Raw genomic sequence first — 26,975 nt, 5'->3', positions numbered from 1 at the left:
CAACAAGTCTTTGCGTATGGTGCAAACATGGCCGAACTCGACCTGAACCTGCTGCGGGTGCTGGACGCCCTGCTGCGGGAAGGCAGTGTCACCGCCGCCGCCGAACGGTTGCACCTTTCCATCCCCGCGACCAGTCGCGCGCTGGGTCGCCTGCGCCGCGCCACCGGCGACCCGATCCTGGTGCGGGCCGGTCGCACACTGGCCCCGACACCGTTCGCGCTGCGCGTCGCGCCGCGGGTGCGCTCACTGCTGGACGAGGCCGCCGCGCTGATCAGCGCCGACCGCGACCTGGCGCCCGCCGACCTGTCGCGCACCTTCACCATCCGCATCAACGACGGCGTCGCGGCGACCCTCGCCGCGGCCGTGGTCGAGGCCACCGCCGCGGTCGCGCCCGGCGTGATCCTGCGTTTCGTCGCCGAGGGCAGCGAAAGCGTGGAGGCGCTGCGCGACGGCTCGGTCGACCTGGATATCGGCGTGCGCGAGGAGTCCGTCCCCGGTATCCACCGCGCCGACCTCTACCGCGAGCACATGATCGGCCTCGCCCGCGTCGAGAGTCCGTTGCCCGACCGCCCGACCCTCGCGCAACTCTGCGAATACCCGCACGTCTCGGCCTCACGGCGGGGTGTCGCGCGCGGACCATTCGACGACGCGCTCACCGAGGCGGGGCTGCGGCGCCGGGTCGCCGCCGTCGTCCCCACCTTCGCCGTCGCCGCCCTGCTCATCGCCTCCAACGGGTACCTCGGCCTGGCGCCGAGCCGATTCGCCGCGCACTACGGCCCGACCCTGGGCCTGCGCCGCGTCCCGATCCCGGTCACCCTGCCCACCTTCGAGATCCGCATGTTCTGGCACGCCCGCCTGGATGCCGACCCCGCGCAGCGCTGGTTGCGCGAGATCATCTCCACGTTGAATCGGGTTGGAGTGCAGGAGGTTTGAGCACCGCCGCCGGGGTGTCAGCCGCCGACCGCTGCCGACATCTGTTCGGTGATGAAGGAGATGGTCTCGCCCACCGGCGCCCGATCGATGCGCGGCTCGCGCGCATCGGGATCGGCGTATCCGATCGACATCCCGCAGAACAGGGTCGAACCCTCCGGCGGCCCAACGGTTTCCGCGACGCTGCGATGGTAGATCGACCACGCCATCTGCAGGCAACTGTCCAAACCCTCGGCGCGCAGCAACAGCATGACCGTTTGCAGGAACATCCCCGTATCCGCCCACTGCGGCGGTCCCATCACCGCATCGATGTAGCAGAACAGCGCGGCGGGCGCGCCGAAGCAGTCCCAGTTCCTGGCCACCTGCGCGGCGCGGCCCGCGTCATCGGTGCGCGCGATACCCAAAGCGCCGTAACGCTGTTCGGCCGCCGCCGCGCGACGCTGCCCGTATGGTTCGGGCAGTCGCGGCGGGTACATCCGATACTCGGGTTCGTCACCGGAATCGCCGCTCGCGACCCGCGCGCCGGTGCGGTGCTTCAACTGCGTCAACGCGGCCCCGGTCACCACGTAGACGCGCCACGGTTGCAGGTTCGCGCCGGAAGGCGCGCGGGTCGCCGCGGTCATCACCCGTTCGAGCGTGTCGTGCGGAATCGGTCGCGGGTCGAACGCGCGCACGGCGCGTCGGCCCGCGACAGCGGTGTAGACATCCATCGAGTAGGCTGCTCCCTCGGTTCTCGGTGTCGATCGTGTACGGCCTTCACTGTTTCGACGGATGACCCCGAGGAAAGGTGACCGCCCCCCATGAACAGCGTGCTCGAGCAGCGCTTCGCGCAGCATCGCGACCAAGTCCGGCTCATCGCCTACCGGATGCTCGGCTCCGCCTTCGAAGCCGAGGACGCCGTCCAGGAGACCTGGCTGCGGCTGGCCGCCGCCGACGGTATCGACAATCTGCCCGCCTGGCTCACCACCGTCGTCTCGCGCATCTGTCTGGACATGCTGCGGGCCAGGCAGTCCCGCCGCGAGGATCTGATCGGCCACGACCACCCCGGGGACCGACCCGCGCCCGAGGGCACTCCCGAGGAGGAGGCGGTGCTGGTCGAGCAGGTGGGGCGCGCCATGCTCGTCGTCCTGGACCGGCTCGGCCCCGACGAGCGGGTCGCGTTCGTCCTGCACGACATGTTCGCGGTGCCGTTCGAGCGGATCGCGCCGATGGTGGGGCGCACCACCGACACCACCAAGAAGCTCGCCAGCCGCGCGCGGCGAAAAGTGCAGGGAGACAACGTGATCCCGGCCGAGGAAGTGGCGCGGCAGCGGCGGGTCGCGACCGCGTTCCTCGCGGCGGCCCGCGCGGGCGATCTCGCCGCACTGCTCGAGGTGCTCTCGCCCGATGTGGTGCGTCACGCCGACCGGCACGCGATCGGACCCGACCGCCCCACCGAGGCGCGGGGCGCGCGAACGGTGGCGGGGGAGGTGTCCGCGTTCGGCCGCAATTCCCGGTTCGCGACGCTGCTGCTGGTCGACGGCGCGGTCGGGATGGCCGTGGCGCCGCACGGTCGCGTCAAGTCGATCCTGACCTTCGAGTTCGCCGACGATCGGATCACCGAGTATCGCCTCATCGCCGATCCGGAGCGGCTCGCGCGACTCGAACTCGCGGTACTTCCCTGAGGTCACGTCAATAACGTTGTGCCCCAGACCGATCCCTATCGACTGCGGCGTCACCATCTGGAGATCGTTCGCTTCCTCGGACGCGGCATCTCCAGGTCGGCGAATCCCACCTTGCCGAGACCTTGATCTTCGAACGATGGGAATCACCAGCGATGGGGTCGTCCTCGCGATCGCCACCCTGCGACGATGGCTGATACGTTGCAGATTCGCACAGCTCGGCCAGTGCCTGGTCCGGATAGATGTATGAAGGAGACCTCTCCGCATGAACACGGCTGCACAGTGGTTCACCGGTCCGAACAGGCGTCGAGGTTGGATCGCGATGCTGGTCGTGGCCGTTTTGGTGGGTGTCGCCGCGATCGTTTGGGCGGACCGATCACCACGGCGGTCCCCGCAGGCAGCGCCGGTGGTGGGCGGCAAGTTTCGTATCGAGCCAACTCTGGGCTCCGCACCCACTCCTCGCTGGACGGTGCGCGCCGCCGATCTGTCCATTGAGCCCGGCGCTGTTCTACTGTCCGCTCCGCACAGTCTGAACGCCTACCACGGAAACGGCACGCCGATGGATGCCGGGACCACGATCGTGGCGGCCACCGCGGTGCCGGACAGCTCGGGTGACGGGGTCTGGCAGCCGGTCGGCGCGGTGCGACTGCACGGTCTCGACCCCGATACCGGAAAGCCGCACTGGACAATCGATGTCGGCGCGCTCGCCGGCTGCGCCGAACAGGTGTTTCAGGGCCTGCTGAGCTGTTGGGACACCCATCGGGTCCTGATTGTCGACAGCGCGACGGGCACGGTGCTCACCGACCACAGCACCGATTTCGAGGTGGAGCAGGTCGATGCTCGCGACGGCGTCGTCACGGTGGCGGGGCGAACCGCGGATTCGCAGACCGCTGTCTTCACGCGAGGAACCGTCTCGGATATCGCCGCGAGCTGGCGAAAGACGTTTCCGACAGTGGTTCCCGGAGAGCCGGTCGTCCCCGTCCTCAGCGCACCGAACTACTTCCGATACGGGCGCTACGACAACATTCGTATCTGCGATTTGCGCACCGGCGAGCCGCTTTTCACCGGACCGGTCGGCTATGTCTTCGACGGCGGCATGATCGCCTCGCAGGTGATCGATCGCAGCGGCACCGCGGGAAAGGTCGCGCTGCTCGGCCGAGACGGCCACCGCATCACCGAGGTCGCCAATGCCGGCTTCCTGCTCGAGTGGTACCCGGTCGCCACCGCGTCGCCACTGCCGATCATGACCGGCGAGAGTGCCTACGAGCGCACGACAGGCCGGGTCCTGTGGACCAATCCCGAGATCGGCATCGACGACACAGCCGGGCGCAGCACCGCGATCGAGGGAGTGGTCCGAGATACCGTGATCATCCGATCACTCGATGGCACAACGCTTTCCGGGCTCGATCTCACCGACGGGCAGCGAATCTGGCAGCGGCCGTCACCGTTCGAACACGCCACGAAATTCACCCGCTATGACGGCATCACCGACGCGACCCATCTCATCCTGACCGACGGTGTCACCGTGCAGGCGATCGATGGCATCGACGGAACTCCGGTGTGGTCGATGCTGTTGCCGCCCAGTGGTGATCCCCGAGTCCGCTCGCAGGTGCGGGCGATGGGCGGTCGCATGGTCACCGTGACCGCCCATGATTTCACCGGATACGCTGCGGCATAATGTGACTCGAACGTTCGGCGGCAGCCTTCATCGGCAGATCCGGTCGGCGACCGCAAGCGCCGGGTAGCCTGGTCGGTCGGTCCGAACATTTGCGGGCGAGGTTGATCGCCGTCTCGGTTCGTCGTCGGTGTCTTCGGTTCACGTCTAGGGCCGGGTGGTCGTCCCGTGCGTCGACTACTCGGCTCGGATGTGTTGAATGCCCCACCGCACAAGCTTTTCAACAGGTATATCCCATGCCCGCACCGCGGAATTGGGAACGAATGTCGTGACCTCCGGAATTCCCTCGAGGTCCGGAACGGCGGCGAGGAAGTGGAGATAGCTGCCCCCTTCGAGCCGGATCGAGAAGGGCTGATCGGGATCGTCGGGTTCGGCGACGAACAACAATTCGGGTTTATCGGCGAGCCACGGCTCGAGCAGATCCTCGACCTCTGTGAAAGCGACTCCGGTGAGCCAGTCCCGTTGCGGCTGCGCGGTGAAGAAACCTTCGATCATGGTGAAGCAGAGGCTCGGCCAGTCCTCCATATCGCTTGCTCGGCACTGGACGGCCAGCCCGTCGATATCGAAATCAAGCATTTCGGGATCCGGATCTCCCGCGGCCAAGCTGACACAGCCGAAGTCGATATCTTGGCCGTCGGCGCCGAAGCAGCGCAAGGCGGCGTCCACCTCGCCTGCGAACCTGAGGTACTCATCGGCGGTGAAGAACGCACACCAGTCGGGGACCGTGACACCCGTGGCGGGCAGTTCCGCGAGCGCGGCTTTCTCGGCGGCTTCCACCATCAGGAACGCGGGTTTGCGCAGGAATCCGTGTTCTCGATTGTGGAGCAGATCCTTCAGGAGGTGTTCAGGGACCATCACTTGCTGGAACCGCACCGGGGTGTTGGACCGGATGACCACAATGCGATTGAAGAGGCCGACGGCGCTCTCTCCGAGATCCCAGTAGCCCCAGCGCGACGGTGCGACACGCAACAGCACCTCGCCGATATATCGCACCGTGCCGGTCGTGAACTCCGCATCGTCCTCGGCGTCGAGGGCGGCCCGGTCCGGATATCGCGCGAGCACGATCGGTTCCAGCGCGTCCAGGGAGTCGAGGGTGAAATCGAAAGGAAAGTCGGCCGGTAGGTAGGAACGGCGCCACCGCTCCAGCGCACTCCCCATTTCGGCCAGCCATCTGTCCAGGAATTCGCACGCGAACTCCGTCATGCTCTTGCGATCCTTGGCCATGTAGGCCTCGGTGTGGTCATTCTGATGCACGAGGTACATCCTCGTGATATTGCCGAGGAGTTCCCACATTTGAGAAGTGCGTGACCGGCCCGCTCACCCGCGGGCAATATCGGTTCTCCCCGGATTTCCGCAGCCGCGCCCGACCAGGAACTACGAACTTCGGCGACTACCAGCGAAACCCACTGCGGCGGAGGCCGTGTCGACCGTCAGAGTCGACGATTGGCCAGGACGGGCAGCGTCTTGCGCCAGCGATCCACCTCGCCGGGATCGATATCCGTCACCAGCAGGTCGGGCGCCGGACCCAGTTCCGCGACGACACTGCCCTCGGGGGCGACAACCGCGGAATGACCAACGCCCAGCGGCGCGGTGGTATTGCCCGGATCGGTGGGTTGAGACTGGCCGCAGGCGGCGACGAAAACGGTGGCGTCGAGGGCGCGGGCGCGGGTCAGCAGCCGCCACTGGTCGACCTTGCCGGGGCCGTCGCCCCAGGACGCCGCCACCACGACCAGATCCGCGCCGTCGGCAGCGAGACGCTGGAACAGGCCGGGAAAACGCAGATCGTAGCAGGTGGCGAAACCCACCGCGGTGCCGTCGATCTCGGCGAGCACCGGTTGTTCGCCGGGGGCGACGGTGCTGGATTCGGTGAAACCGAAAGCGTCGTAGAGATGGATCTTGTCGTAGTGGGTATCGACTCCGCCGCCGGTGATGAGCAGGGTGTTGCGGACGCGACCGTCCGCGACGGGAGTGAACATCCCGGCCACCACCGTGACGCCGTGCCGCGCGGCGCTCGCGCGCACCGCCTCGGCCCATGGACCGTGCACGGGTTCGGCGACGGCCGTCAGATTGCCGCCGAAGCGGCGCATCATGGCCTCGGGGAAGATCACCAGCCGCGCGCCCGCCCGCGCGGCGCGCGCTGTGTACTCCTCGACCAGTTCGAGATTGCGCGCCGGATCGGCGGTGCTGTTCACCTGGACCAAGCCGATTCTGGTGAGCATGATCTGACCCCTTCCGACGTACCGGTATTCTAGCCGGCCGCGCGCCGAGCTACCGAACCCGGCCGCACGCGGCGCGAATTCCGCTGTCGCCCACCGGAAATCGCGAACGGCCCCGCCCGGATCGGACGGGGCCGCGTCATCGGCACACCCGACTCACAACGCGTAGCGTCCGCTCGCGCAGTCCGGATCGGTCCGGGGCGCGATACCGCTCCAGCACTCGGCCGACCCGGTCATGGGCGACATGGTGACCGCCTGTCCGGGCACGACCGAGGGCTTGACGGTGTTCGGCGCGGGCTGCTCCAGCGGAAGGCCGGGCGCGGCCGCGGCGATACCGGTCGCCATACCGCCGGTGATGATTGCCGCCGTCAAACAACCGGCGAGAGCGTATTTCACAAGAGATCCTTCCATCACGAACTATCGAGTGGGACCAGGCATCCCTACGCGACCGATGGTGCGACCGGCAACCGAGGCATTCCCGCAGGAGGGAAGAGCTATCGCGGACGCGTCCCCCTTTCGAAACGGCATTGTCGCGAATCGCGGTGTCGCTCCGGATGGCTCGATATGGTGTTCGTCCCGAGCAGAGGAGGCGTCCGGATGACCGAGGCAACGCACGACTGGCGGATCGACGCGCGCGAATACGCCCGCCACGAATCCCGTCGGGGCCGCCGCTTCGCCTACCCGACGCTGGATCCGCGCCGCACGGCACTGGCCGTGATCGACATGGTGCCCTTCCATGTCGCCGAGAATCGGTACTGCCGCGCGATAGTGCCCCACATCAACAGCCTCGCGGCGGGACTGCGCGCGGCAGGCGGGTCGATCGCGTGGGTGCTGCCCGCACCGGGGGAGCCGACCGCCCGGTCCATCGAGTTCTTCGGGCAGCGCACCGCCGAGAACTACAGCGGCTCAGCGGGTTTCGGTCCGCCGTCGACCAGGCTGTGGCCCGAGCTCGCCCTCGGCGATGAGGACCTGTTCGCGGAGAAATCCGCGTTCAGCGCCTTCTTCCCCGGCCGCTGCGACCTGCCGAACCTGCTCGACCGGCGAAATATCGACACCGTCCTGATCACCGGCACCGTCACCAACGTCTGCTGCGAATCCTCCGCCCGCGATGCCGCCACCCGCGGCTTTCGCGTCATCATGGTGGCCGACGCCAATGCCGCCGCCCGCGACCACGACCACAACGCCACGCTGCACACCATCTACCGGTCCTTCGGCGATGTGCGCCCGACCTCGGACGTGCTCGCCATGATTTCGCGCTAGACCCGATGCTATTGTGCCATTTGATATTTCAGCGCATCATCGGTCGATGCGATACTCCTGTAATATCCCCAACTTCGGAGATTTCGCCGATCCCGCCGTCGTCGCCCGCGTGGCCGCGGCAGCCGAAAAGGCGGGTTGGGACGCGCTTTTCGTCTGGGATCACCTGGTGCACGACAAACGAGCCCGCAAAGGGCAGCCGTTCGGCGATCCGTGGATTCTGCTGACCGCCGCAGCGCTGGCAACCACACGGCTGCGGCTCGGACCGCTGGTTACCCCGGTGCCTCGGCGCCGCCCCGAGGAACTGGCCCGACAGGTGGCCACGCTCGACGCCCTCACCGGCGGTCGAGTGATCTTCGGCGCCGGCCTCGGCGGGCCGATCGCCGACGAATACGCCAGTTTCGGCGATTCCACCGACCCGGTGTTGCTCGCCGAGCGGCTGGACGAGGGTTTGGAACTGTTGGGGCGCTTCTGGTCCGGGGAATCGGTCTCACATGTCGGCGCCCACTATCGGGTCCACGACGTCGAACTGCTGCCCGCCACCGTGCAGCGGCCGCGTCCGCCGATCTGGATCGGCGGCTGGTGGCCCCGACGACGCCCGTTCCGCCGCGCCGCCCGCTGGGACGGTGTGGCGCCGCTGTTCCTCGGCGCGGGTCACGGGGAGATCCCTCCGGTCGCGGACGTCCGCGACATGATCGCGTACACCGAGGACCATCGCCCCGATCGGTCGCGACCCTTCGAAGTCGTCTTGGGCGGTGTCACACCGGCGGATCCCGACCAGGCCGGGGAACTGCTCGCACCATTCGCGGCCGCGGGCGCGACCTGGTGGGACGAACGTTTCCTGATGTCCGGCGACGATTTCTACCGTCTGGGACCGGTGCTGGCACGGATCGAGCAGGGGCCGCCGACGCTGTGATGCCGCACGGCTGCCACACCTGCCGGAAGGCTCGTGAACCGCACCGCTGCGGGGCCGGTGTCCGTACCCCTCGACTGGAACCTCAGCGCCGCAACGAGTTTCGGCGATCACACCGCACAGCCGTCAAGTGCGAGGACCCGCATGTGATACGCGAGAACTCTGCCTCTCGCCACCACAGCTAGGCCGAGCACGATCCACCTCGAGCTGTCCCTGGCAACGTACCCGCAGGGCGTAGGGTCGAGCCGTGAAGCGTACCCAGTGGAAGATTCACGCCGAGAAGCTTGTGGACGAGAATCGCCACATCCGCCTGTCGACCGTGGATGTCGAGTTACCGGACGGCGTGAAGTTCACCCAGTACGTCGCCCGGATGCCACGTTGCGCGATGACACTGGTGCTCAACGAAAGGCACCAAGCCCTGCTGATGTATCGGCACCGGTTCATCATCGACCAGTGGGTGTGGGAACTTCCGGGCGGCTATGTCGATCACGCCGAAGACGTCGCCGCTGCCGCTGCGCGCGAGGTGGAAGAAGAGACCGGCTGGCGCCCCCGTTCGATGCAGCACCTGGTCACGTATCAGCCGTCGATTGGCTCTCTGGACCAACCGCAAGAGATCTATCTGGCGCGCGGGGCAGATCCAACCGATACCGCGCCCGACATCAACGAAGCAGAGGACGTGCGTTGGATATCGTTGCAGGAGGCGGCAGCCATGATCGATCGCGGTGAAATCGTCGGCGCGGCTACCGTTGTCGCGATCTATCGCGCTCTCGGTCTCGACACGTAGTCAGCTCGCGTATCTGCCTGCGGAAATCCGCAACGTTCGACCCGAGATGTACCTATCTTGCACGGACCGAGGAGGGGTCGCCGACGCTGTGATGTCCGCACCAGGTGGTGAGGGCGTGGTGCAGGGCATCGAGATCCGGTTCGCCGTCGCAGACCCAAGCCACATACCTGTCCGGCCGGATCAGCAGCGCCGCCGGTGCGGGGATGTCCGCACCGGCGGGCAATGTCCAGGGGGTCGGTGAGCACTCGGCATGCACGATGCGGGTCCGGTCGGCCCACCCGGCCGCGGCGGCGGTCAGGCCAGTCGTATTCGAAAAGTCCAGCAGCACCGGCCTTGCGGGGTTGAGCAGATCGAATACCCGCTTTTTTCCGGTGGCGGTGTCGATGTTGGCATCGGGGACCCGGCGTCCCAGCAGTGGATGCTCACCCGTCATCGGATACCGGATATCCAGCCCGGACACGGTGGCGGCGAGGTAGCGGTTGACGTCGTCGAAACCGACGAGGCGGGCCATGAGCTCGAGCAGGTCGCGCGGATCCGGGTCGGGCCGGCACAGGATCGATTGCGCCCGAATCAGTTTCAGGGTGTCGGCGTCGGCGGCGTGGCGTTCGTTGTGGTAGGTGTCGAGCAGGTCGTCGGCGGCCTCGCCGCGCAGCACCGCGGCGAGTTTCCAGCCGAGGTTGAACGCGTCCTGCATCCCCATATTCATGCCCTGCCCACCAGCGGGCAGGTGGATGTGCGCGGCGTCGCCGGCCAGAAACACCCGACCGGAGCGGTAGCGGTCGGCCTGCCGGATGGCATCGGTGAAGTGGGAAAGCCAACGGGGGCTGTGCATCCCGTAGTCCGTGCCCGCGACTCGCGTGGTGGAGGCACGCAGTTCTTCGAGGGTCACCGGATCGCCGGGGGCCGCCGACCGTTCACGCTCACTGGTGACGACCCGGTACCAGCCGGGCCGGAACTGGATCACGGTGAGCAGCCCGGCCTCGCGCCGCTCGAGAAAGATCGGCCGCCGGGGTGGCTCGTCGAGTTCGACGTCACCGATCAGGCATGCCATCGCCGGGTCGGTGCCGGGAAATCCGATTCCGGTCAGCTTGCGCACGATGCTGCGGCCGCCGTCGCAGCCCACCAGATAACTGCCGCACAGGGTTTCGACTCCCGCAGGCCCCGCGACGGTGACCTGCACTCCGTCGGAGTCCTGGTGCAGTCCGGTCACCTCCGCCGACCAGCGCACCGCCGCGCCGAGTTCGGTGGCGATACTTTCCAGGATCTGCTCGGTGTCGGCTTGCATGATGTTGTAGGCGTGCGGGAATCGGCTCGGCAGCCGCGCATAGTCGAGGCCGATACCGGCGAAGTTGCCGAGGTTCAAGGGCGGGCCGAAGGCCAGGAAACGCTCGGCGATACCGCGCTGATCCAGCATCTCGACGGTGCGCGGCTGCATTCCCGCCGCGCGTGACCCCTCGACGCCGCGATCGGCGCGGCGATCCAGCAGTAGCACGTCGATGCCGCCGCGTCGCAGTTCGGTCGCCAGTGTCAAACCGGTCGGTCCGGCTCCGGCGATGATGACGGGCGCTGCCGCGCGGTCCGCGTTCGACATCTCGGCCCTCCTCCGGATCGTCGACTGCTCTCTAACAATGTTAGAGAATACTCGTACTTTGTTAGAGTTTCGAGGTGGCCGCGAAGTTGAATCGAGAGACGATCGCCCGTGCCGGACTGCGCGTGCTCGATGTGACGGGCATCGACGGTGTCACCATGCGCGCGCTCGCCACCGAATTGGGTGTGCGCGCGCCGACGCTGTACTGGCATGTCAAATCCAAGGACGACCTCTTCCGCGCGATGGCCATCGCGATGAGCCAGGACGCCGCGGCACTGATGACGGCAGCGGACCGGCGCGCACCGTGGCGGGAATGCCTCACCCGCTGGGCGCACGCGCTGCGGCGAACCATGCTCGGCCATCGCGACGGCGCCCGCGTCTTCGCGGGCACCTTCGCCGCCGACCCGGCCACCTTCGATGTCATCGAATCGGTTCTGGACGCCTGGCGCGACGCCGGTCTCTCGCTCGCCGACGCCGCCCTGCGCACGGCGCTGCTGCGCCACTTCATCATCGGCTTCTGCCTCGAGGAACAAACGCTCACCGGACTGAGTCGCGAACCCGCCGACGACGCCGCGATGACAGCCGACCCCGCCCGATTCCCACTCACCGCGCAAGCGCTACCGGCAATCCTGGCCACCCCGGCCGACGAACGCTTCGCACTCGGCGTCCGACTCATGCTTTCCGGCATCACCGCGACGTAATCGTGTGTGGTCAGGTGCCGCCGTGGTTCGTGGGTTCGGTTGTCGTGGTGGTCCATCCGGTGTCGAGGAGGGCGAAGATCCGGTCGAGTGCGGACTCGGCGTCGTCTCGTCCGTAGACGAGGGTGACAGCCTCGAGGGCGAAGTGGGCCAGTGCCTGGCAGGCGGGGTCGCCCTCGGGTAGTCCGCTTTCAGCGGCGATCGTGGTGGCCAGGGTGTTCTCGTGGCGCAGCCACATGCGGCGGGCGTATTCGCGCAATGGCGGGGTGGTGTCGATCAGGCGGCGGAAATCGGGGAAACGCGGGTGCTCGCGGGCCTGTCGGGAGGGTTCCTCGCGCAGTAGTTCGCGTAGCGCCTGGGGGATTGAGTGGCCAGTGGGGCGCTTTCGGACGGCGGCGACGAGCGCTGCCTCGCGTGCGGCGTCCCGATCGAAGACCAGTGCTTCCTTGCCGCCGGGGAAGTGCTTGAACAGCGTGGCCACCGAGACGTCGGCGGCCTCGGCGATCTCCCGCACGCCGACCGCGTCGTAGCCGCGCTCCAGGAACAACCGCAGCGCCGCGTCGGCCAGTGCCTGGCGGTTGGCGGCCTTCTTGCGCTCGCGGCGCCCGATTTCGGTCACGTTCCCGAACCTAGCATAATAGTAGAGCGGGTATAAAAGTAGAACAGATACACTTTTCGAACGGTTTCACCTAGGCTGGCAGGCGAGGCCGTTCGCCGAGAAGCGCAGCGGCACAGCACGCGTGAAAGGAATTCACCTCATGAGCACACCTCGTATCGCCATCGTCGGCGGCGGTCCCGCCGGCTTGATGTGCGCTCGCATGCTGCAGGGGCATGGCATCGAGCCGGTCGTGTACGACGCGGACCTCACCGTGGACTCTCGCGACCCTGGAGGGACACTCGACCTGCACGCGGACGCCGGCCAGATCGCATTGGAAGACGCGGGGCTGATGGACGCGTTCCGCGCGTTGGCCAGGGTCGATGGCCAGGCCAAAAGCCGCCGGGACCAGAACGGAACCGTCCTGGCCGAGTTCATTCCCGCCGAGGGCGACGAGGCGGCTCCCGAGATCGACCGCGGCCAGTTGCGGGCCATGCTCTACGAGCACCTGCGGCCCGGCACGGTCCGCTGGGACCACAAACTCATCCACATCACCCCGCGCGGAGGCGGCGTACACCGACTGGAGTTCGCCAACGGCGCAGGCGCGGACGTCGACCTCGTCATCGGCGCCGACGGCGCGTGGTCGCGGGTTCGGCCGCTGCTCACCGACGCGACGCCGCAGTACCTGGGCGTCTGTTTTCTCGATGCCCGCTTCGACGACATGGACACGCGTCACCCCGAGATCGCCGCGATCGTCGGTGACGGCCACATGTTCTCCGTCGACGGCGACGGTCGCGCGGTGATCGTTCAGCGCAACAGCAACGGCGTGGTCCGAGGCTACGTAGCCTTCCGTGCCGCACTCGACTGGCCCGTCACCGCCGGCGTGGACCTCACCGACCGCGAAGCCGTCCGCGCCTACCTGCTGCGAGAATTCAGCGAGTGGTCCGCGCTCATGCGCCCGCTGATCACCGACAACGACAGCGACTACATACCGCGTAGCTTCTGGGCCCTGCCCGCCCCCCTGACCTGGGACCATATTCCCGGCGTCACCCTGATCGGCGACGCGGCCCACCTGATGGCGCCTTTCGGCGGCCACGGCACAAACCTGGCCATGCTCGACGGCGCCGAACTCGCCCATGCACTCGAGCACGAGAACACTCTCGACGACGCGGTCGCCCGCTACGAGGCAGCGATGTTCCCGCGGTCCGGCGAACTTGCCGTCGGTGCGAACACCGCCCTCGCGCGGTTCTTCGCCCCCACATCCCCGGATGCGCCGCACCTGCCGCCGGACCACGCACAGGAGCACAAGAACTATCAGGCCAGGGCGACGGAATACCGACGCAGGCGAACCGAAGACGCTCAATAGGGCATACGCGCCGCAAGCCACGTGCACGCCCCAGCGAGAATCGACTTCGGCCGCGCGGTCGGCGGCGACCCGTGCCGCGCAGGCGGGCTTATGACACCGGTCGCCTGACGCCGGATTCGCTCACGGTCGCTGATCCGAGCCGACGGCACTGCCGTCGAGACGGGCCTGTAGACCGTCGAGGACGCGCTCGAGGCCGTATTCGAAGTTGTCTTCGCGGATCTTTCGCGGGTCTTTCCCGTGCTGCGCGGCCTGGCTCTCGTGCAGACGCGGATGGTCGATGGCGGCCGATTCGGCGACGGGGCGCAGACTTTCGGCGAGGTCCTGTTCGGTTCGACCGCTGCGGGTGAGCAGTGACAGGTAGGCGGCTTCGCTGGTCGCCATGCCGATGACGTAGGCGATGACGGTCTTCATCGCCTGGTCCGCCTCGGGGAGGGGGAAGCCCGCCGCTTCGAAGAGGGTGAGCATGCCTTCTGACATTCGCGTCATATTCGGCCCGAGGTAGGGCAGCCCGACCTGACCGAGCACCAGTGCGACCCAGGGGTGCCGCAGGACCATCGACCGCAGGCTGTGGGCGCGCTCCCCGACCGCGATGCGCCAGTCGACCGGACCGCTCGCGTCGGCTGCTCGCATCTCGCCGCAGACCTCGTCGACGACGAGTTCGATCAGTTCGTCCTTGTTGGCCACGTGTCGGTACAGCGAGGTGGCTCCGGCGCCGAGTCTGGTTCCCAGGCTGCGCATGCTCAGGGCGTCGATGCCCAGGGTGTCGAGCAACTGGACGGCTTCGGACACGATGCGTTCCCGGCTCAGCGCCGGTTGTTCCCGCTGTCTGCGCGGTCGGACCCACACCGAGGGGATGGGCGGCTGTTCGTCGACTGGCATCCGGCCTCCTTCGACCGCCACCTTAGCGCACGATGTGCGCAGTTGCGTACATTCAAATTTGATGCGTACGTTGTTCGCATGAGAGAACAGCGTACGCATAGTGTCGCGGCGAAATCGGAAGCAAGTGGGACGCGAGGTCATCCGCGCCGGTGGCTGATCCTGATCGTGCTGTGCCTGAGCACCCTGGTCCTGGTCATCGACAACATGGTGCTGACAGTGGCGATCCCGTCACTCGCGAAAGACCTCGGAGCGAGCGCTCAGGACGCGCAGTGGATCGTGGATTCCTACATCCTCGTCTTCGCGGGCCTGCTGCTCACCTCCGGCAGCCTGTCCGACCGATTCGGTCGCCGGAAGGTGATGATCATCGGGTTGGCGCTGTTCGGGGCGGCATCCCTGGCAGCGACATTCGCCGCGAATCCCGCCGAAGTGATCACCGCGCGAGTCGTGATGGGCGTCGGTGGCGCGCTGGTCATGCCGAGCACCCTGTCGATTCTGATCACCGTGTTCGACGACAACGAGCGACGCAAGGCGATGGCCGTGTGGAGTGCGGTGGCCATGGTCGGCCTGGTCGGCGGCCCGGTCCTGGGAGGTGCCCTGATCGGCTGGTTCTGGTGGGGCGCGGCCTTCCTGATCAATGTGCCGATCGTGATCCTGGCCATCATCGCGGCCATCGCGCTGATGCCCGAATCCAAAGGGCCGTGGCAGCGGCCGGATCCGCTCGGGACCGTGCTGTCCGTGGTCGGGATGACCGCATTGGTGTGGGCGATCATCGAATTGCCGGGGCAGGGCCTCGGCGATGCGATGACCCTCGGCGCCTTCGCGGTCGCCGCCGCAGCCCTGATCGGATTCGTCGTTTGGGAAATGCGGGCGCCGTCTCCCATGGTCCCGCTGAAGTTGTTCCGCGCCAGGAACTTCACCGGCGGCAGCCTCGCACTCACGCTGGTGCAGATCGGCAACGGCGGGTTGCTGCTGGTGCTGACCCAGTACCTGCAATTCGTCCTCGGCTACTCGCCCACCGAGGCGGGCTTGGCATTCGTCCCGATGGCCGTCGCCTCGCTCGCGGCGAGCACCTTCGGCGCGACCCTCGGGAACCGGATCGGCAATCGCGCGTCGGCGGTCATCGGGCTGCTGGCGATGGCGGCCGGATTCGGACTGCTGGCGGCCGTGTCGTCCGACACCGGACTCGTGCTGCTCGGCGCGGCCCTGTTCCTGCTCGGCGCGGGCGGCGGTCTCGCCATGCCCGCCGCCATCGCGGCACTGATGGGGACGGTGCCCCCCGAACAGGCGGGCGTCGGATCGGCACTGAACGACACCATCCAGCAGGCGGGGGCGGCCCTCGGTGTCGCCGCGCTCGGCAGCATCGTGTCGAGCGGATTCACCGGCGCCCTCCCCGCGTCGGCGCCCGATCAGGCGCGCCGCTCGGTGGCGGACGCGCTCCGCATCGCGGCACGCATCGGCGATACCGAACTCGCCGGGATCGCCCGCAGCGCCTTCACTGACGCCATGTCCGGCGCCTTCCTCTACGCGGCTGTCGGTGCGCTGGCCGCGGCCGCACTGGCCGTGTTCATCATGCGCGACCGCGAGTCCGATCCCGCGATTCCCGACCCCGAACAGGTCGGCGTCTGAGTCTTCCGCAGTCCATCGGCGCGCGATGCTCGACATCACCCGCGCGGAACTCATCGAACTCGTTCGCCGGGTCATGGCCGCCGACGAAGACACCGACACCTATCTGCAACTGCTGGACACCCGCACACCCCATCCGGCCATCGCGGACCTGATCTTCCATCCGCCGATCGAGTTGCGCGATGCTTCGGCCGAACAGATAGTCGACGCGGCCCTGAGCTATCGGCCAATTGTGCTGTAGGGCAACACGAACGGACAGCTCTCGCCGAGTTCCGCGACACCGCCGGGCGGCGCCAGGGCACAACGGGTTCACCGGGGCGGCACAACGTCGGGTTGTGGTAGTAGCTTCTGGCGGGTGGATCTAGATGCTGTGCGCACCTTCGTCTCCGTGGCCGAGACCGGCCAGTTCCAGGCCGCCGCCGACGAATTGGGGATTACCCAGCAGGGTGTTTCGCGGCGGGTGGCGAGTCTGGAGCGGGAGTTCGGCGTCCAGTTGTTCACGCGGACCGCGAAGGGGTCGAGGCTCACCGTCGACGGGCAGGCGATGCTGCCGCACGCCCGCGAACTGCTGCGCGCCGCCGAGCGTGTCACCGCAGCGGTGCTACCGGGTCGCCGGGCGTTGCGCATCGATGTGGTCGCGCGCCGGATCGCGCCCTCGAATCTGTTGCACGAGTTCTATCGACAGAATCCGGATATCGACCTGGATGTGGTCACCCTGGACCACGCCGACGCCGCCATGGCGGTCGCGGAGATCCGAGCCGGAACCATCGACGCGAGCTTCAGATCCCTGCGCGAACTGAAGCTTCCGCCCGGCCTGTGTTCCGCGCGCGTCATCGATGACCGGCATGAGATCCTGGTCGGGCCGCGCCACCCACTGGCCAATGCCAAGGCCGTCGCGCTCGCCGAACTCGCCGCACACCCCATCTGGATGCGCGGCATGACCGACCCGGAACCCCTCGGCTACTACCGCGACCTGGCCGACGCCTTCGGACTCACCATCGAAACCCTCGGCCCCATGTTCGGCACCGAGGCGCTGCTCGCCGAACTCGCCGCCTCGAACCAACTGGCCACCCTCGTCGGCGCGGGCACCAGCTACCTCTGGCCGGAAAGCTACGACCTGCGCCGCATTCCCGTCGTCGACCCCATCCCGGTCTATCCGATGCGCGTCGTCTGGCGCGCCGACAACCCGCACCCAGTCCTTGCCCACTTCCTCGACTATCTTCGCGCGAGACCTCGACCGAGCGTGGATGTTTGGGTCCCGGACTGGGCGCGCCCCGAGTGATCCGAGCGCTCTGGCGGCTCGCATTCGGGTCGTCCTCCTCGGCGACAACCGCCGCCACAGCGGCGACTCCCGCCAACACGGCCACTACCCCCTCGAACGCCTGCTCGGTCGAGTCGTCACCAAACATCCGGCCCCGCAGGACATTCGACCCACACTCACACCGGAAGGTGGTGAACACACCATGACCAGAATCCGCAATGGAGCTCGGCGACTACTGACCACCCTCATCCCCGAACTCCGCGCCCACGCCGCATGCGACGTAGGCCAGTGCCAATTCGCGTGCTCGCTATACGGCAGTGTCTGCAACCCAACGACATGCCAGTGCGTCTCGTGACATGTCCACGCGGGCGCCAAGAGGCTGTGTCGGCAGCGGGCCACCACACCTCCGCTGCCGATACGGCTCGCGGCGAACTCGCCGATTCGAAGACGAGACCGGTGGCTCGGATGTCGACTACGTTGTCGTGCAGCCGATCTCAGGAGCCGTTCGCGGCGTTCAGGCCGAGGACTATCGCGACCAGCGTGTCGGCGTATTCGACGGTGAACGGCTCTCCGGAGACGAGCAGTCGGTACCACTGGGGGGCGACGAGGAGTTCTTCGAGTATCCCCGGATCCAACCGGGGGAGTTGACCCGCCTGTTGGGCGGCGGTGATGCGTTCAAGGTTCTTCGCTCGCTGCGGCGCGTGGATGCGTTCGCGGATCAGGCGGGCCAGGTCCGGATCGTGCTGGGCGGTGCCAACGACGCCGATGAGCAGTTGGCGCAGGTCCGGGTTGGAGAACATTTCGGCGAAGCCGCGAATCCAGGTGTGCAGGTCGGCGACGAAGTCGCCGGTGTCCGGCCACACGATGTAGGGCTCGACGACCCGGTCTTGGAGGACGTCGAGGTAGAGCGCCCCTTTGGAGGGCCACCACCGGTAGAGGGTGGGTTTGCCGACGCGGGCTCGGGTCGCGATCGCGTCCATGCCGACGGCGGCGTAGCCGCGTTCCGCGTTGAGGTCCAGGGCGGCCTGCAGGATCGCCTCGCGGGAACGGGCTGTGCGTTTCTTGGCTTCGGCGCTCACCGGACCACCCTATAGGAAACGTGTCGTTACGTTTTACACACGGTCGATCCGTTGCTACAGTGCTTCCAAAACGTGCCGTTACGTTTTTGGATTGGAGCAAGTCATGAGTCGCAGAGTCGTCATCGTCGGCGGAGGCTACGGGGGCGCGGCGGTCGCCAAAGAGCTGGAGTCGGTGGCCGAGATCGTCCTCATCGACCCGAGGGACGCATTCGTCAACGCGGCCGGTTCACTGCGGGCACTCACTCAGCCGGATTGGGCGAGGAATATGTTCTTCCCCTTCGACACGCTGCTCACGCGGGGCACGGTCATCCACGACGGTGCTGTCTCGGTGGACCGGGGCGGCGTCACCCTGACCTCGGGCGAGTACGTCGCGGCCGACTACCTCGTACTTGCCACCGGCTCCAGCTACGCCTACCCGGCCAAACCGCGCTCCGACTCGATCGACGCGGCAATGGACGACCTGCGCCGAACCCACAAGGAACTACGTCAGGCCGGCAGGGTGCTGATTCTCGGAGCAGGCCCGGTCGGACTGGAATTGGCAGGGGAGATCAAGGAGATCTGGCCCGAAAAGCAGGTGACCATCGTCGACCCGACCGACGAACTGCTACCCGGCTTCGCACCGGAGATGGTCGAGGATCTGCGCGGCCAACTCGACGCCATGGGCGTCGACCTCCGGCTCGGCACCCGCCTGGCAAAGACACCGGACACCGAGCCGGGACTCGCGCAGACCCACACCGTCACCACCACCGACGGCACCGCGATCACCGCCGACATCTGGTTCCGTGCCTACGGCGTCCAAACCAACAGCGCATACCTGGCCGACGGAAAACTCACCTCCCTCACCCCGCAGGGGCGAGTCCCGGTAACCGAATACCTCAATGTTCAAGGGCACGACCACATTTACGCCGTCGGCGACCTCACCGACGTCCCCGAGGCCAAAATGGCGGGCTACGCCATGCAACACGCACAGATCGTGGCCCGAAACATCACCGCCCAACTGAACGGCGAACAGCCCTCGGCAACCTACCAGCCACTGCCCTTCCCGATGATCCTGCTACCCCTCGGCCCCAATGGTGGTGTGGGACAACTCCCCTCGCCCGACGGTCCATTCATCGCCCCTGCGGCGACGGTGGCCGAATACAAGGGATCGGACCTGTTCACCGCCCGCTTCATCGACCAATTCGGCCCGACGATCTGAGAGGTCGACAGCACGGCGGGGCGTTTGCCGGGAGTCGATCAACCTTGCGGCCGGGTGATGTTGACCATCCAGGTGATCCCGAACCTGTCCACGAGCGAACCGGCCGCATCGCCCCACGACTGCTTCTCCAGAGGCATCGTCACGGTGCCGCCCGCGGACAACTTCTCGAAGTGGTCGCGAATTTCGCTGCCGTCGCCGTCGAGGAAGACGGCGACACTATTGCCGGGGTGGTACGGCACGCCCTCCCGCCCGTCCCAAGCCATCAGCGTGTATCCGTCCGGGGTGTCGAGCCGGGAGTGCATGACCTTGTCGGCGTCGGGCGAGTCCGGCGCGCCGAAGTCCGCGATCGTGCCCAGCTCCAGTTCACCGCCGAAGACCTCCTGATAGAACTCCATCGCCTGCCGCGCGTTCCCGTCGAACCTGAGGCACGGGTTGAGTTGAGACCCCATCCAAACGCTCCTTCGTGTGAGTGAACTACTCCATAGAGCCTCCCAACGAATCACGACATCCTGTGTCACGTATTTCGATGGTGTTTTCGAATGCGCGCCGATCGGCTGGTCTCACTGGTGCTGCTTTTGCGCAGGCACGGTCGGCTGTCCGCACCCGCGCCGGCCCGCGAACTGGAGGTCTCCACCCGCACGGTGCTGCGCGATATCGAGGCGCTGTCCGCAGCCGGTGTCCCGGTCTATCCCGACACCGTCATGGCCGAGGTCCGGCGCGCGGTGCTCGCCGGACACAAGCCGCGCATCCACTACGCGGCCGTCGACCAGACCCCGAAGTGGCGCACGGTCGACCCGATCGGCCTGGTCACCGTCCGCGACCAGGGTTACCTGCCTGCCACGAGATCCGGCGCGGACCGCACCTACCGGCTTTCCCGAATCTCGGCCGCCGAGGAGCTCCCCGAACCCGCGCGGCGACCGGACCGGATCGATCTGGACCGCGTCTGGCAGGAACGCGGCACACAGTTCCGCCATGGCGGGGACCAGGTCACCGTGCTGGTGCGGGTGCACCCGGCGCAGCGGGAGGACCTGGTGCGCACCGCACTCGCCGTCCGCGCCGAGGAAACCGGCGCGGACGGCCGGCCGCGGCTGGAGGTGACGTGCCAAGACCCGAGACACGCCGAATGGGCGTTGTGGCAACTCGCCGAGACCGCGGAAGCCCTTGCCCCCAGTGGTTGCGCACCGCTCTACACCACCGCGCTACCGTGATCACCGCCCGATACGGAATGTCATCCCGACAGTTGCCGACTGCCGGACCGCCCGCGCGTCGGCATCAGTCGAAGTAACGCGAGGGCTTCCTCGTCGGGGGACCCGGCGGGGGTTGTGCACACGACCAGTACTTGCTCCGGGGCGCGGGCGATCGACAGGGTCTGCTGTGTCACTGTCACCAGGCCGATGACGGGATGGTGCAGCCGGTAGGTCGCGGCGTCGCAGGGTGTCACGCGGTGATCGGCCCAGAGGGCGACGAATTCCGGGCTCGTCATGGTCAGTTCGCCGATCAGTTCCGCGAGCAGCGGGTCTTCCGGGTGCTTGCTGACGGCGATACGCAGGTTGCCGACCACCGCGCGGGCCTTGCGCTTCCAGTCGGTGTACAGCTCGCGGCAGTGCGGGTCCAGAAACAGCATGCGGTTCATATTCGGCCGCTGCGCGGGATCATCCGGGCCGAGGAAGTCCAGATGCCCGGCCAGCAGGGCGTGCCCGAGGGCGTTCCATGCCAGGACATCCGTGCGTCGGCCGAGCACCATCGCGGGGACTCCGTCGACGGCGCGGAGCAGGTCGCGCGTCTCGTCGGCGAGTTTCTCGGGACGTGGATGGCGGGCCGGGGACGGGTGGCGGGCGGCGCCGACGAGCCGGTCCAGGTGTTCGCGCTCGTGGTCGTCGAGCAGTAGCGCACGGGCGATCGCGTCGAGCACCTCGGCCGAGGCGCCGCGCGAGGTTCCTTGTTCCAACCGGGTGTAGTACGAGACGCTGACCCCCGCCAACTGGGCCAGTTCTTCGCGTCGTAGACCGCGCACCCGCCTGCGGGGTCCGGTTTCGCGCAGGCCGACGTCCTCAGGTCGCAGCCGCGCGCGCCGAGCTTGCAGAAAGGTGCCCAGTGGGCCGGGGCCGTCCATTTCTCCAGTATCCGGGCGGGTCGGATCGGAGCCACACCCTGCGAGGGGTAGGACAAAGCGGGAGTGGTCGGCGCCCGATCGCGCGAACAGACTCGGTCTCATGGATCAGGACCCACAGCAGATCACACTGGGCGAGGTCACCGTCACCCGCGTCAAGGAGTACTACGGCTCGGTCGAGATGGCCCCGGACCAGTTCTTCCCGGACAGTCCCGGTGGTTCGTGGGATGAGCACCGCGGCGAGTTGGTTCCCGACTTCTGGGATCCGGAGACCGACGAGTGCCACACCGCGATCCAGTCCTGGCTGCTCCGCAGCGAGGGGCGCACGATCCTCGTCGACACCGGCGTTGGCAACCACAAGGACCGGCCCTACGCGCCGGTGTGGAGCCGCCTGGACACGAACTACCTCGAGAATCTCGCGGCAGCCGGTGTGCGGCCCGAGGAGGTCGACATCGTGGTCAACACCCACCTGCACATCGACCATGTCGGCTGGAACACCCGGCTCGACGGCCGAACCTGGGTGCCGACTTTCCCGAACGCCACCTATCTGATGACGCGACGGGACTTCGAGTTCTGGGACCCGGCCAACGGATACAAACCCGTGCTGGGCCGCGGCAACCAGAACGTTTTCGAGGACAGTGTGGCGCCGGTCCATCGGGCGGGGCAGACCGTCCTGTGGGACGGGTCGTACCGGATCGACAGGAATCTGCGGCTCGATCTGGCTCCCGGCCACACGCCGGGCTCGTCCGTGCTCACCTTGGAGTCGGGCGGCGATCGGGCGCTGTTCGTCGGGGACCTGGTGCACACCGCGTTGCAGATCGTGGAGCCGCGGACCAACTCCTGCTTCTGCGAGGACCCCGCCGAGGCCAGGGCCACCCGGCACCGGCTGCTCGGCCGCGCCGCCGAAAGCAACGCGCTCGTCTTTCCCGCCCATTTCGGCGGCTCGGGCGCGGTGGAGGTCGAGCGCGACGGGTCGAAGTTCGCGATCAAGGGCTGGGCGGGTTTCTCCCGCATGGCCTGATACCGGAAAGGAAACATTCCCCATGCACACGAACCCGGTCGTCGAAACACCTGCGGGCGTCGTGCGCGGCCTGCGCGACGGATCCGGTGAGCGCTACCGCGCCATCCCCTACGCGGCGGCCCCGACCGGCGCGACCCGATTCGCTCCACCCGCACCGCACCGGGGTTGGCGCGGTGTCCGCGACGGCACGCTGCCCTCGCCCACCGTCCCGCAACCCGCCCGCGACTTCGGCCGCCTCGACATGATCCCGTACTTCGGACCCGGCTGGGTGCGGGGCGAGGAGTATCTGACCGTCGACATCCACACCCCGGCCGCCGTCAGCGGCGCACGGCCGGTCATGGTGTTCGTGCACGGCGGCGGGTTCGTCACCGGCTCGACACGCGCCGCGCTCTACGACGGCAGTGCCTTCGCCCGCGACGGCGTCGTCCTGGTGACCGTGAACTACCGCCTCGGCATCCAGGGGTTCCTCGACCTGCCGGGCGCCGCGCCCAACCGCGGGCTGCTCGACGTGATCGCGGCACTCGGCTGGGTACGCGACACGATCCCGGTGTTCGGCGGCGACTCGGCGAATGTCACGATTTTCGGCCAATCCGCGGGAGCCACCCTCACCGGTGCCCTGCTCGCGACACCGGAGGCGAAAGGACTGTTCCGGCGGGCGATCATCCAAAGCGGCAGCGGCACCGGTGCTTTCACACCGGAACAGGCACGTCGGGTAACCACCGCGGCCGCCGCCGCGCTGGGCGTCGAACCGACCGCCGAGGCGTTCGCCGCGATCCCGGACGAACGACTCCTGGCGATCCTGCCCGCGCTGAGCGGCCTCGACCTGCGCACCGGCACCGCCATGGACCCCCTGGTCGGACTCAGCCCGTTCAGCCTGGTCCTCCCGGTCCAGCCCGCCGACGGTCTCGCCGACGGCCCGGCCGCCGACGTCGACCTGCTGATCGGCACCAACACCGAAGAGGGGCGCCTCTATCTCGTACCGCAAGGCAACCTGGACGCCTCCACTGAGGCCGATGCCTTCGCAGCCGCCGCCCGCGCGCACGCCGACCCGAGCACCGTCATCGCCCGACACCGCGCGGAGCGACCGGACGCGACACCGGGCGAACTGCGCGCCGCGGTGCTCGGGGAGGCCCTGTTCGAGGCCGGAACGGCGCGGATGGCGCAGGCCCACGCGCGGATCTCGGGTGGCCGCACCCACGTCTACTCCTTCGGGTACCGCTCGAAAGCCCTCGACGGTCGACTCGGCGCCGCCCACACCGTCGAACTCCCATTCGTGTTCGACATCGCCGACAAACCGTGGTTGCACGGGGACACCGCCCTGCTCGGCCCCGACCCGGCCCCGGCCGATCTCGCGACCCGGATGCACGACGCCTGGATCGCGTTCGCCGCGACCGTGGATCCGGGGTGGGACCCGGACGTGGTGCGGGTCTTCGGAGGCTGATCACCGGTCGGCTCCGCCGCGCACACTACGGTCCGTCGAATTCGGCCATATTCATCGTAAAAAATCAAATCGGCCATCCTGATTAGCGCATTTGCAGTCTCGTTTGCCGACAGCCCAGGTCAAGGTGTCGGCAGTGGGGCAATAACATCGGAAAAGGCCATGAAATGCCGATTCGCGCAACGGGATAGAGATCTCAAATCCTGCGACTCGAATTTCAGCCCCAGACCGGCGAATAGGTTGTGTTGCGTCCGTGCGGTATTCGCCGGCCATGGCCGGCGCACGTTGAACCGAACGGCACGCGTTGGCATGCTGATCCGAATGTGGATGGTTCTGGTCGGGCTCGCGACACTCGCCGTCGCGACGGGATGGCTGCCCGACGGTGACGCCATCGACATCGGCGTCACCCGCGCCGCGCCGATCCTGGGATTCCTGGTGGCGGTGACGATCCTGGCCGAGTTGTCCGAGGCCGCCGGAGTGTTCGACGCCGCGGCCGCGGTCTGCGCGCGGTGGGCGCGCGGGCGGGTCGCGGTGTTGTTCGTTCTCGTCGCTGTCCTGGCCACCCTGGTCACCATCGGCATGAGCCTGGACACCACCGCCGTGCTGCTGACACCCGTGGTGCTGGCCACCACGCGCAGGCTCGGCCTGCCACCGCTGCCGTTCGCTGTGCTGGTGGTGTGGCTGGCCAACACGGCCAGCCTGCTGCTGCCGGTGTCCAACCTGACCAACCTGCTCGCGATGCAGCACGCCCGCCTCTCGGCCATCCGATTCGCCGCGCACATGAGCGTGCCCGCGCTCGTCGCCATCGTGCTCACCGTCGGCTACCTCGCTGTGGTGTTCCGCCGTCAGTTGACCGGCCGCTACCCGATACCGGAACCCGAAACCCCGGCCGACCCGGTCGCGTTCGGTGTGTGCGCGCTCGCCTGTGTCGGCTTCGCCGTCGCCGTCGCGGGCGGCATCGTGCCCTGGCTGGCCGCCACGACCGCCGCCGTCGTCGCCGTCACCGTGTCCGCGCTGCGCGGGCGGACCCGGTTGCGGTGGTCGCTGCTGCCGTGGCGACTCGTACTGACGACCGAGGCCCTGTTCCTCGTGGTGGCCGCGATCACCCGCCACGGCCTCGGACACCTTCTTGCCCTGGCTGCCGACCACGCAGGCCCGGCGACCGCGGTCACCGCCGCGGTGTCGAGCAACCTCGTGAACAACCTGCCCGCCTACCTGGCCATGGAGACCACCATCCCCTCCGGCTCGGGCAGCGCCCGACTATTCGACGTTCTCGTGGGAACCAACACCGGCCCACTCATCACCATGTGGGCGTCATTGGCGACCCTGCTGTGGGCCGAACGCTGTCGCGCCGCGGGCGTCCACATCCGCCCGCTCGCCTTCGCTGCCCTCGGTCTGGGCGGCGTGCCGCTCATACTGCTCGGCACCTTGGCCGCGCTGCACCGGTAGCGGCCCAAGCTCAGAGGCCGAGTTTGGTGACCGCGTTGTCTTCCAACGGATTCGCGGTGCGGATATAGCCGTGGACGGTGCGGGGGTTGGACCAGCGGCCCTGGCGCATGATCTCGCGGTCGGCGGCGCCGCCGAGGGCGGCCTGGGTGGCGAAACCCGCGCGCAAGGAGTGGCCGGAGAACAGGTCGGGGTCGAGGCCGGCGCGGGCCGCGTAGCGTTTGACGAGTTCGGCGACCGCGCGGCCGGACATGGCGCGGGTGCCGAGTGTGCCGTGTCGGGTGATGGTGGGGAAGAGGGGCGCGTCGGTGGGGGCGGCCGGGACGAAACCGTGGCATCGATGACGGTCCGGCAGCGGGGGCGGCGTATCGGTCAACCAGGCCCGCAGGCCGGATTCGCCTGTGGCGGCATGGATTTCGCGCAGTCGCAGCCAGTCGGCGAAGGCGCAGACCGGGCAGGTGGCCGGATGGCGTCCGCAGGGCAGCGCCACCCGCTGTTCGGCGACACCGGTGGGGTCGGTCTTGGTGGAGGGCAGGCGGACCAGCAGCAGCGGATCGCCGGTGGTGTGGTCGAGACCGACCTCCACATCCGAGATCCGTAGTCCGGCGAGTTCGCTGCGGCGCAGGGCGCCGGCGAATCCGATGAGCAGCAGCAGCGCGTCGCGGCGGCGCGCCGGGTCGGTGGGCCACCCCGGTTCGGGCAGACCCGCCAACAACTGACCGAGGGTGTGCAGCAGGACCGGACGTTTGCGACGCGGCGCGGCCCGGCGGGTGCGGCGGATACCGCGCAGTGTCAACCGCACCACATCCGACCGGGTCGGCGAGGGCAATCCGTTGGCCGCGTGCACCGCCGACACCGCCGCCGACTTGCGTTCCAGCGTCGCGGGACTGAACGCCCACCCGCCGTCGGCCCGGCGCGCGTCGGCGGCCGCCGCCAGATACACCGCCACATCGAGCGCGTCGGCGGGCAATGCCTGCCGCCCCTCCGCCGCGCACCACGCCGACCAGGCCAGCCAGTCGGTGCGGTAGGCGCGCAACGTATTCGGCGACTGCGACGCCTCGAGATACCGTCCGAGCGCGCCCGCCTGCTCGGCGTCGAAGCGGTCGCGGACCATGCGCAGCGCCACCGCGTCCACCAGTACGCTGCGCACCCCGCGTCGCAATTCGGTCCGGACCGCCTCCGGCACGGCGATCTCCACCATTCCCGCGCTCCCGTCCGCTATTCGAAAACGCAAGCG

General features: G+C 68.0%; 26 protein-coding genes and 1 pseudogene. 16 read left to right on the top strand and 11 right to left on the bottom strand.

Going from position 1 to position 26,975, the window contains the following annotated elements; translation table 11 throughout:
- The first annotated feature begins 27 nt into the window (after positions 1-27).
- Entirely contained in the window at positions 28-933 is a 906-nt protein-coding gene (locus tag D5S18_RS19280; RefSeq protein ID WP_120042457.1) for a LysR family transcriptional regulator, read from the top strand.
- A 17-nt stretch (positions 934-950) separates the two neighbouring features.
- Here D5S18_RS19280 and D5S18_RS19275 read toward each other — a convergent pair whose 3' ends face one another.
- Positions 951-1,640 carry a nitroreductase gene (locus tag D5S18_RS19275; protein WP_120042456.1) on the bottom strand — a complete coding sequence of 230 codons (690 nt, stop codon included), beginning with the start codon at positions 1,638-1,640 and terminating at the stop codon, positions 951-953.
- 90 nt (positions 1,641-1,730) lie between these two features.
- On the opposite strand from D5S18_RS19275, the gene D5S18_RS19270 reads away from it, so the two are divergent.
- Together D5S18_RS19270 and D5S18_RS19265 are read left to right on the top strand one after the other, a co-directional pair.
- Positions 1,731-2,594 (top strand): sigma-70 family RNA polymerase sigma factor, encoded by an 864-nt coding sequence (locus tag D5S18_RS19270; RefSeq protein ID WP_120042455.1) that lies wholly within the window; start codon positions 1,731-1,733, stop codon positions 2,592-2,594.
- A gap of 262 nt (positions 2,595-2,856) precedes the next feature.
- Positions 2,857-4,269 (top strand): outer membrane protein assembly factor BamB family protein, encoded by a 1,413-nt coding sequence (locus D5S18_RS19265; protein ID WP_120042454.1) that lies wholly within the window; start codon positions 2,857-2,859, stop codon positions 4,267-4,269.
- A gap of 174 nt (positions 4,270-4,443) precedes the next feature.
- On the opposite strand, the gene D5S18_RS19260 is transcribed toward D5S18_RS19265, so the two are convergent.
- The 3 genes from D5S18_RS19260 to D5S18_RS19250 form a co-directional block, all read right to left on the bottom strand.
- Positions 4,444-5,520: a hypothetical protein gene (locus D5S18_RS19260; protein ID WP_147404019.1), complete on the bottom strand. Its 1,077-nt coding sequence runs from the start codon at positions 5,518-5,520 to the stop codon at positions 4,444-4,446.
- A gap of 176 nt (positions 5,521-5,696) precedes the next feature.
- Positions 5,697-6,485: a carbon-nitrogen hydrolase family protein gene (locus tag D5S18_RS19255; RefSeq protein ID WP_120042452.1), complete on the bottom strand. Its 789-nt coding sequence runs from the start codon at positions 6,483-6,485 to the stop codon at positions 5,697-5,699.
- A gap of 153 nt (positions 6,486-6,638) precedes the next feature.
- Positions 6,639-6,878, bottom strand: a complete 240-nt coding sequence (locus D5S18_RS19250) for a hypothetical protein (protein ID WP_120042451.1) — start codon at positions 6,876-6,878, stop codon at positions 6,639-6,641.
- Positions 6,879-7,079: 201 nt separating this feature from the next.
- Between D5S18_RS19250 and D5S18_RS19245 the strand changes: the two genes are divergently transcribed.
- The 3 genes from D5S18_RS19245 to D5S18_RS19235 all read left to right on the top strand — a co-directional run bounded on the left by D5S18_RS19245 (position 7,080) and on the right by D5S18_RS19235 (position 9,436).
- Positions 7,080-7,742 carry a cysteine hydrolase family protein gene (locus D5S18_RS19245; protein ID WP_120042450.1) on the top strand — a complete coding sequence of 221 codons (663 nt, stop codon included), beginning with the start codon at positions 7,080-7,082 and terminating at the stop codon, positions 7,740-7,742.
- A 46-nt stretch (positions 7,743-7,788) separates the two neighbouring features.
- On the top strand, positions 7,789-8,655 hold the full coding sequence (locus D5S18_RS19240) for an LLM class flavin-dependent oxidoreductase (RefSeq protein ID WP_120042449.1): 867 nt from the start codon (positions 7,789-7,791) through the stop codon (positions 8,653-8,655).
- A gap of 244 nt (positions 8,656-8,899) precedes the next feature.
- Positions 8,900-9,436: an NUDIX domain-containing protein gene (locus tag D5S18_RS19235; RefSeq protein WP_120042448.1), complete on the top strand. Its 537-nt coding sequence runs from the start codon at positions 8,900-8,902 to the stop codon at positions 9,434-9,436.
- A 52-nt stretch (positions 9,437-9,488) separates the two neighbouring features.
- Here D5S18_RS19235 and D5S18_RS19230 read toward each other — a convergent pair whose 3' ends face one another.
- The gene (locus D5S18_RS19230) at positions 9,489-11,027 is read right to left on the bottom strand and encodes an FAD-dependent monooxygenase (protein ID WP_120042447.1); all 1,539 of its coding nucleotides are present in this window, start codon (positions 11,025-11,027) and stop codon (positions 9,489-9,491) included.
- A 74-nt stretch (positions 11,028-11,101) separates the two neighbouring features.
- On the opposite strand from D5S18_RS19230, the gene D5S18_RS19225 reads away from it, so the two are divergent.
- Positions 11,102-11,725 (top strand): TetR/AcrR family transcriptional regulator C-terminal domain-containing protein, encoded by a 624-nt coding sequence (locus tag D5S18_RS19225; protein WP_120042446.1) that lies wholly within the window; start codon positions 11,102-11,104, stop codon positions 11,723-11,725.
- 10 nt (positions 11,726-11,735) lie between these two features.
- On the opposite strand, the gene D5S18_RS19220 is transcribed toward D5S18_RS19225, so the two are convergent.
- A complete protein-coding gene (locus D5S18_RS19220; RefSeq protein WP_120042445.1) occupies positions 11,736-12,341 on the bottom strand; it encodes a TetR/AcrR family transcriptional regulator in 606 nt (201 codons plus the stop codon).
- A 139-nt stretch (positions 12,342-12,480) separates the two neighbouring features.
- On the opposite strand from D5S18_RS19220, the gene D5S18_RS19215 reads away from it, so the two are divergent.
- Positions 12,481-13,683 (top strand): FAD-dependent oxidoreductase, encoded by a 1,203-nt coding sequence (locus tag D5S18_RS19215; protein ID WP_120042444.1) that lies wholly within the window; start codon positions 12,481-12,483, stop codon positions 13,681-13,683.
- 120 nt (positions 13,684-13,803) lie between these two features.
- Here the strand turns inward: D5S18_RS19215 and D5S18_RS19210 are convergent, their stop codons facing one another.
- Positions 13,804-14,562 (bottom strand): TetR/AcrR family transcriptional regulator, encoded by a 759-nt coding sequence (locus D5S18_RS19210; protein ID WP_120042443.1) that lies wholly within the window; start codon positions 14,560-14,562, stop codon positions 13,804-13,806.
- Between the two features lie 78 nt (positions 14,563-14,640).
- On the opposite strand from D5S18_RS19210, the gene D5S18_RS19205 reads away from it, so the two are divergent.
- From D5S18_RS19205 to D5S18_RS19195, 3 genes are all read left to right on the top strand, one after another.
- Positions 14,641-16,188 carry an MFS transporter gene (locus D5S18_RS19205; protein ID WP_120042442.1) on the top strand — a complete coding sequence of 516 codons (1,548 nt, stop codon included), beginning with the start codon at positions 14,641-14,643 and terminating at the stop codon, positions 16,186-16,188.
- A gap of 25 nt (positions 16,189-16,213) precedes the next feature.
- Positions 16,214-16,426, top strand: a complete 213-nt coding sequence (locus D5S18_RS19200; RefSeq protein WP_120042441.1) for a bacteriocin immunity protein — start codon at positions 16,214-16,216, stop codon at positions 16,424-16,426.
- Between the two features lie 114 nt (positions 16,427-16,540).
- Entirely contained in the window at positions 16,541-17,467 is a 927-nt protein-coding gene (locus D5S18_RS19195; protein WP_120042440.1) for a LysR family transcriptional regulator, read from the top strand.
- Between the two features lie 473 nt (positions 17,468-17,940).
- Here D5S18_RS19195 and D5S18_RS19190 read toward each other — a convergent pair whose 3' ends face one another.
- Positions 17,941-18,525 (bottom strand): TetR/AcrR family transcriptional regulator, encoded by a 585-nt coding sequence (locus tag D5S18_RS19190; protein ID WP_203236815.1) that lies wholly within the window; start codon positions 18,523-18,525, stop codon positions 17,941-17,943.
- Positions 18,526-18,628: 103 nt separating this feature from the next.
- Between D5S18_RS19190 and D5S18_RS19185 the strand changes: the two genes are divergently transcribed.
- Complete coding sequence (locus D5S18_RS19185; RefSeq protein WP_120042439.1) at positions 18,629-19,723, top strand: NAD(P)/FAD-dependent oxidoreductase; 1,095 nt, start codon at positions 18,629-18,631, stop codon at positions 19,721-19,723.
- A 38-nt stretch (positions 19,724-19,761) separates the two neighbouring features.
- On the opposite strand, the gene D5S18_RS19180 is transcribed toward D5S18_RS19185, so the two are convergent.
- On the bottom strand, positions 19,762-20,172 hold the full coding sequence (locus tag D5S18_RS19180; protein WP_120042438.1) for a VOC family protein: 411 nt from the start codon (positions 20,170-20,172) through the stop codon (positions 19,762-19,764).
- A 90-nt stretch (positions 20,173-20,262) separates the two neighbouring features.
- On the opposite strand from D5S18_RS19180, the pseudogene D5S18_RS19175 reads away from it, so the two are divergent.
- A pseudogene (locus D5S18_RS19175) lies at positions 20,263-21,008 on the top strand (helix-turn-helix transcriptional regulator).
- Here the strand turns inward: D5S18_RS19175 and D5S18_RS19170 are convergent.
- A complete protein-coding gene (locus tag D5S18_RS19170) occupies positions 20,952-21,836 on the bottom strand; it encodes a helix-turn-helix domain-containing protein (RefSeq protein WP_120042437.1) in 885 nt (294 codons plus the stop codon). The pseudogene D5S18_RS19175 and the gene D5S18_RS19170 sit on opposite strands and share 57 nt — an antisense overlap.
- A gap of 100 nt (positions 21,837-21,936) precedes the next feature.
- On the opposite strand from D5S18_RS19170, the gene D5S18_RS19165 reads away from it, so the two are divergent.
- The 3 genes from D5S18_RS19165 to D5S18_RS19155 all read left to right on the top strand — a co-directional run bounded on the left by D5S18_RS19165 (position 21,937) and on the right by D5S18_RS19155 (position 25,741).
- Positions 21,937-22,854, top strand: coding sequence for an MBL fold metallo-hydrolase (locus D5S18_RS19165; protein WP_120042436.1), 918 nt, complete (start codon positions 21,937-21,939; stop codon positions 22,852-22,854).
- A 22-nt stretch (positions 22,855-22,876) separates the two neighbouring features.
- On the top strand, positions 22,877-24,295 hold the full coding sequence (locus D5S18_RS19160; RefSeq protein ID WP_120042435.1) for a carboxylesterase/lipase family protein: 1,419 nt from the start codon (positions 22,877-22,879) through the stop codon (positions 24,293-24,295).
- A 318-nt stretch (positions 24,296-24,613) separates the two neighbouring features.
- On the top strand, positions 24,614-25,741 hold the full coding sequence (locus tag D5S18_RS19155; protein ID WP_120042858.1) for an SLC13 family permease: 1,128 nt from the start codon (positions 24,614-24,616) through the stop codon (positions 25,739-25,741).
- Between the two features lie 10 nt (positions 25,742-25,751).
- Here D5S18_RS19155 and D5S18_RS19150 read toward each other — a convergent pair whose 3' ends face one another.
- Positions 25,752-26,939, bottom strand: coding sequence for a site-specific integrase (locus D5S18_RS19150; RefSeq protein WP_120042434.1), 1,188 nt, complete (start codon positions 26,937-26,939; stop codon positions 25,752-25,754).
- Positions 26,940-26,975 lie beyond the last annotated feature (36 nt).

The sequence above is a fragment of the Nocardia panacis genome, from assembly GCF_003598715.1.
In the GTDB taxonomy this organism is placed as follows: domain Bacteria; phylum Actinomycetota; class Actinomycetes; order Mycobacteriales; family Mycobacteriaceae; genus Nocardia; species Nocardia panacis.
This window is presented reverse-complemented; position numbering and strand designations above follow the sequence as displayed.

Bases quoted from the DNA above. Each gene is read 5' to 3' on its own strand.
- D5S18_RS19280 (WP_120042457.1), top strand. From the start codon at position 28: ATGGCCGAACTCGACCTGAACCTGCTGCGGGTGCTGGACGCCCTGCTG.
- D5S18_RS19275 (WP_120042456.1), bottom strand. From the start codon at position 1,640: ATGGATGTCTACACCGCTGTCGCGGGCCGACGCGCCGTGCGCGCGTTC.
- D5S18_RS19270 (WP_120042455.1), top strand. From the start codon at position 1,731: ATGAACAGCGTGCTCGAGCAGCGCTTCGCGCAGCATCGCGACCAAGTC.
- D5S18_RS19265 (WP_120042454.1), top strand. From the start codon at position 2,857: ATGAACACGGCTGCACAGTGGTTCACCGGTCCGAACAGGCGTCGAGGT.
- D5S18_RS19255 (WP_120042452.1), bottom strand. From the start codon at position 6,485: ATGCTCACCAGAATCGGCTTGGTCCAGGTGAACAGCACCGCCGATCCG.
- D5S18_RS19245 (WP_120042450.1), top strand. From the start codon at position 7,080: ATGACCGAGGCAACGCACGACTGGCGGATCGACGCGCGCGAATACGCC.
- D5S18_RS19240 (WP_120042449.1), top strand. From the start codon at position 7,789: ATGCGATACTCCTGTAATATCCCCAACTTCGGAGATTTCGCCGATCCC.
- D5S18_RS19230 (WP_120042447.1), bottom strand. From the start codon at position 11,027: ATGTCGAACGCGGACCGCGCGGCAGCGCCCGTCATCATCGCCGGAGCC.
- D5S18_RS19215 (WP_120042444.1), top strand. From the start codon at position 12,481: ATGAGCACACCTCGTATCGCCATCGTCGGCGGCGGTCCCGCCGGCTTG.
- D5S18_RS19210 (WP_120042443.1), bottom strand. From the start codon at position 14,562: ATGCCAGTCGACGAACAGCCGCCCATCCCCTCGGTGTGGGTCCGACCG.
- D5S18_RS19205 (WP_120042442.1), top strand. From the start codon at position 14,641: ATGAGAGAACAGCGTACGCATAGTGTCGCGGCGAAATCGGAAGCAAGT.
- D5S18_RS19200 (WP_120042441.1), top strand. From the start codon at position 16,214: ATGCTCGACATCACCCGCGCGGAACTCATCGAACTCGTTCGCCGGGTC.
- D5S18_RS19185 (WP_120042439.1), top strand. From the start codon at position 18,629: ATGAGTCGCAGAGTCGTCATCGTCGGCGGAGGCTACGGGGGCGCGGCG.
- D5S18_RS19180 (WP_120042438.1), bottom strand. From the start codon at position 20,172: ATGGGGTCTCAACTCAACCCGTGCCTCAGGTTCGACGGGAACGCGCGG.
- D5S18_RS19170 (WP_120042437.1), bottom strand. From the start codon at position 21,836: ATGGACGGCCCCGGCCCACTGGGCACCTTTCTGCAAGCTCGGCGCGCG.
- D5S18_RS19165 (WP_120042436.1), top strand. From the start codon at position 21,937: ATGGATCAGGACCCACAGCAGATCACACTGGGCGAGGTCACCGTCACC.
- D5S18_RS19160 (WP_120042435.1), top strand. From the start codon at position 22,877: ATGCACACGAACCCGGTCGTCGAAACACCTGCGGGCGTCGTGCGCGGC.
- D5S18_RS19155 (WP_120042858.1), top strand. From the start codon at position 24,614: ATGTGGATGGTTCTGGTCGGGCTCGCGACACTCGCCGTCGCGACGGGA.
- D5S18_RS19150 (WP_120042434.1), bottom strand. From the start codon at position 26,939: ATGGTGGAGATCGCCGTGCCGGAGGCGGTCCGGACCGAATTGCGACGC.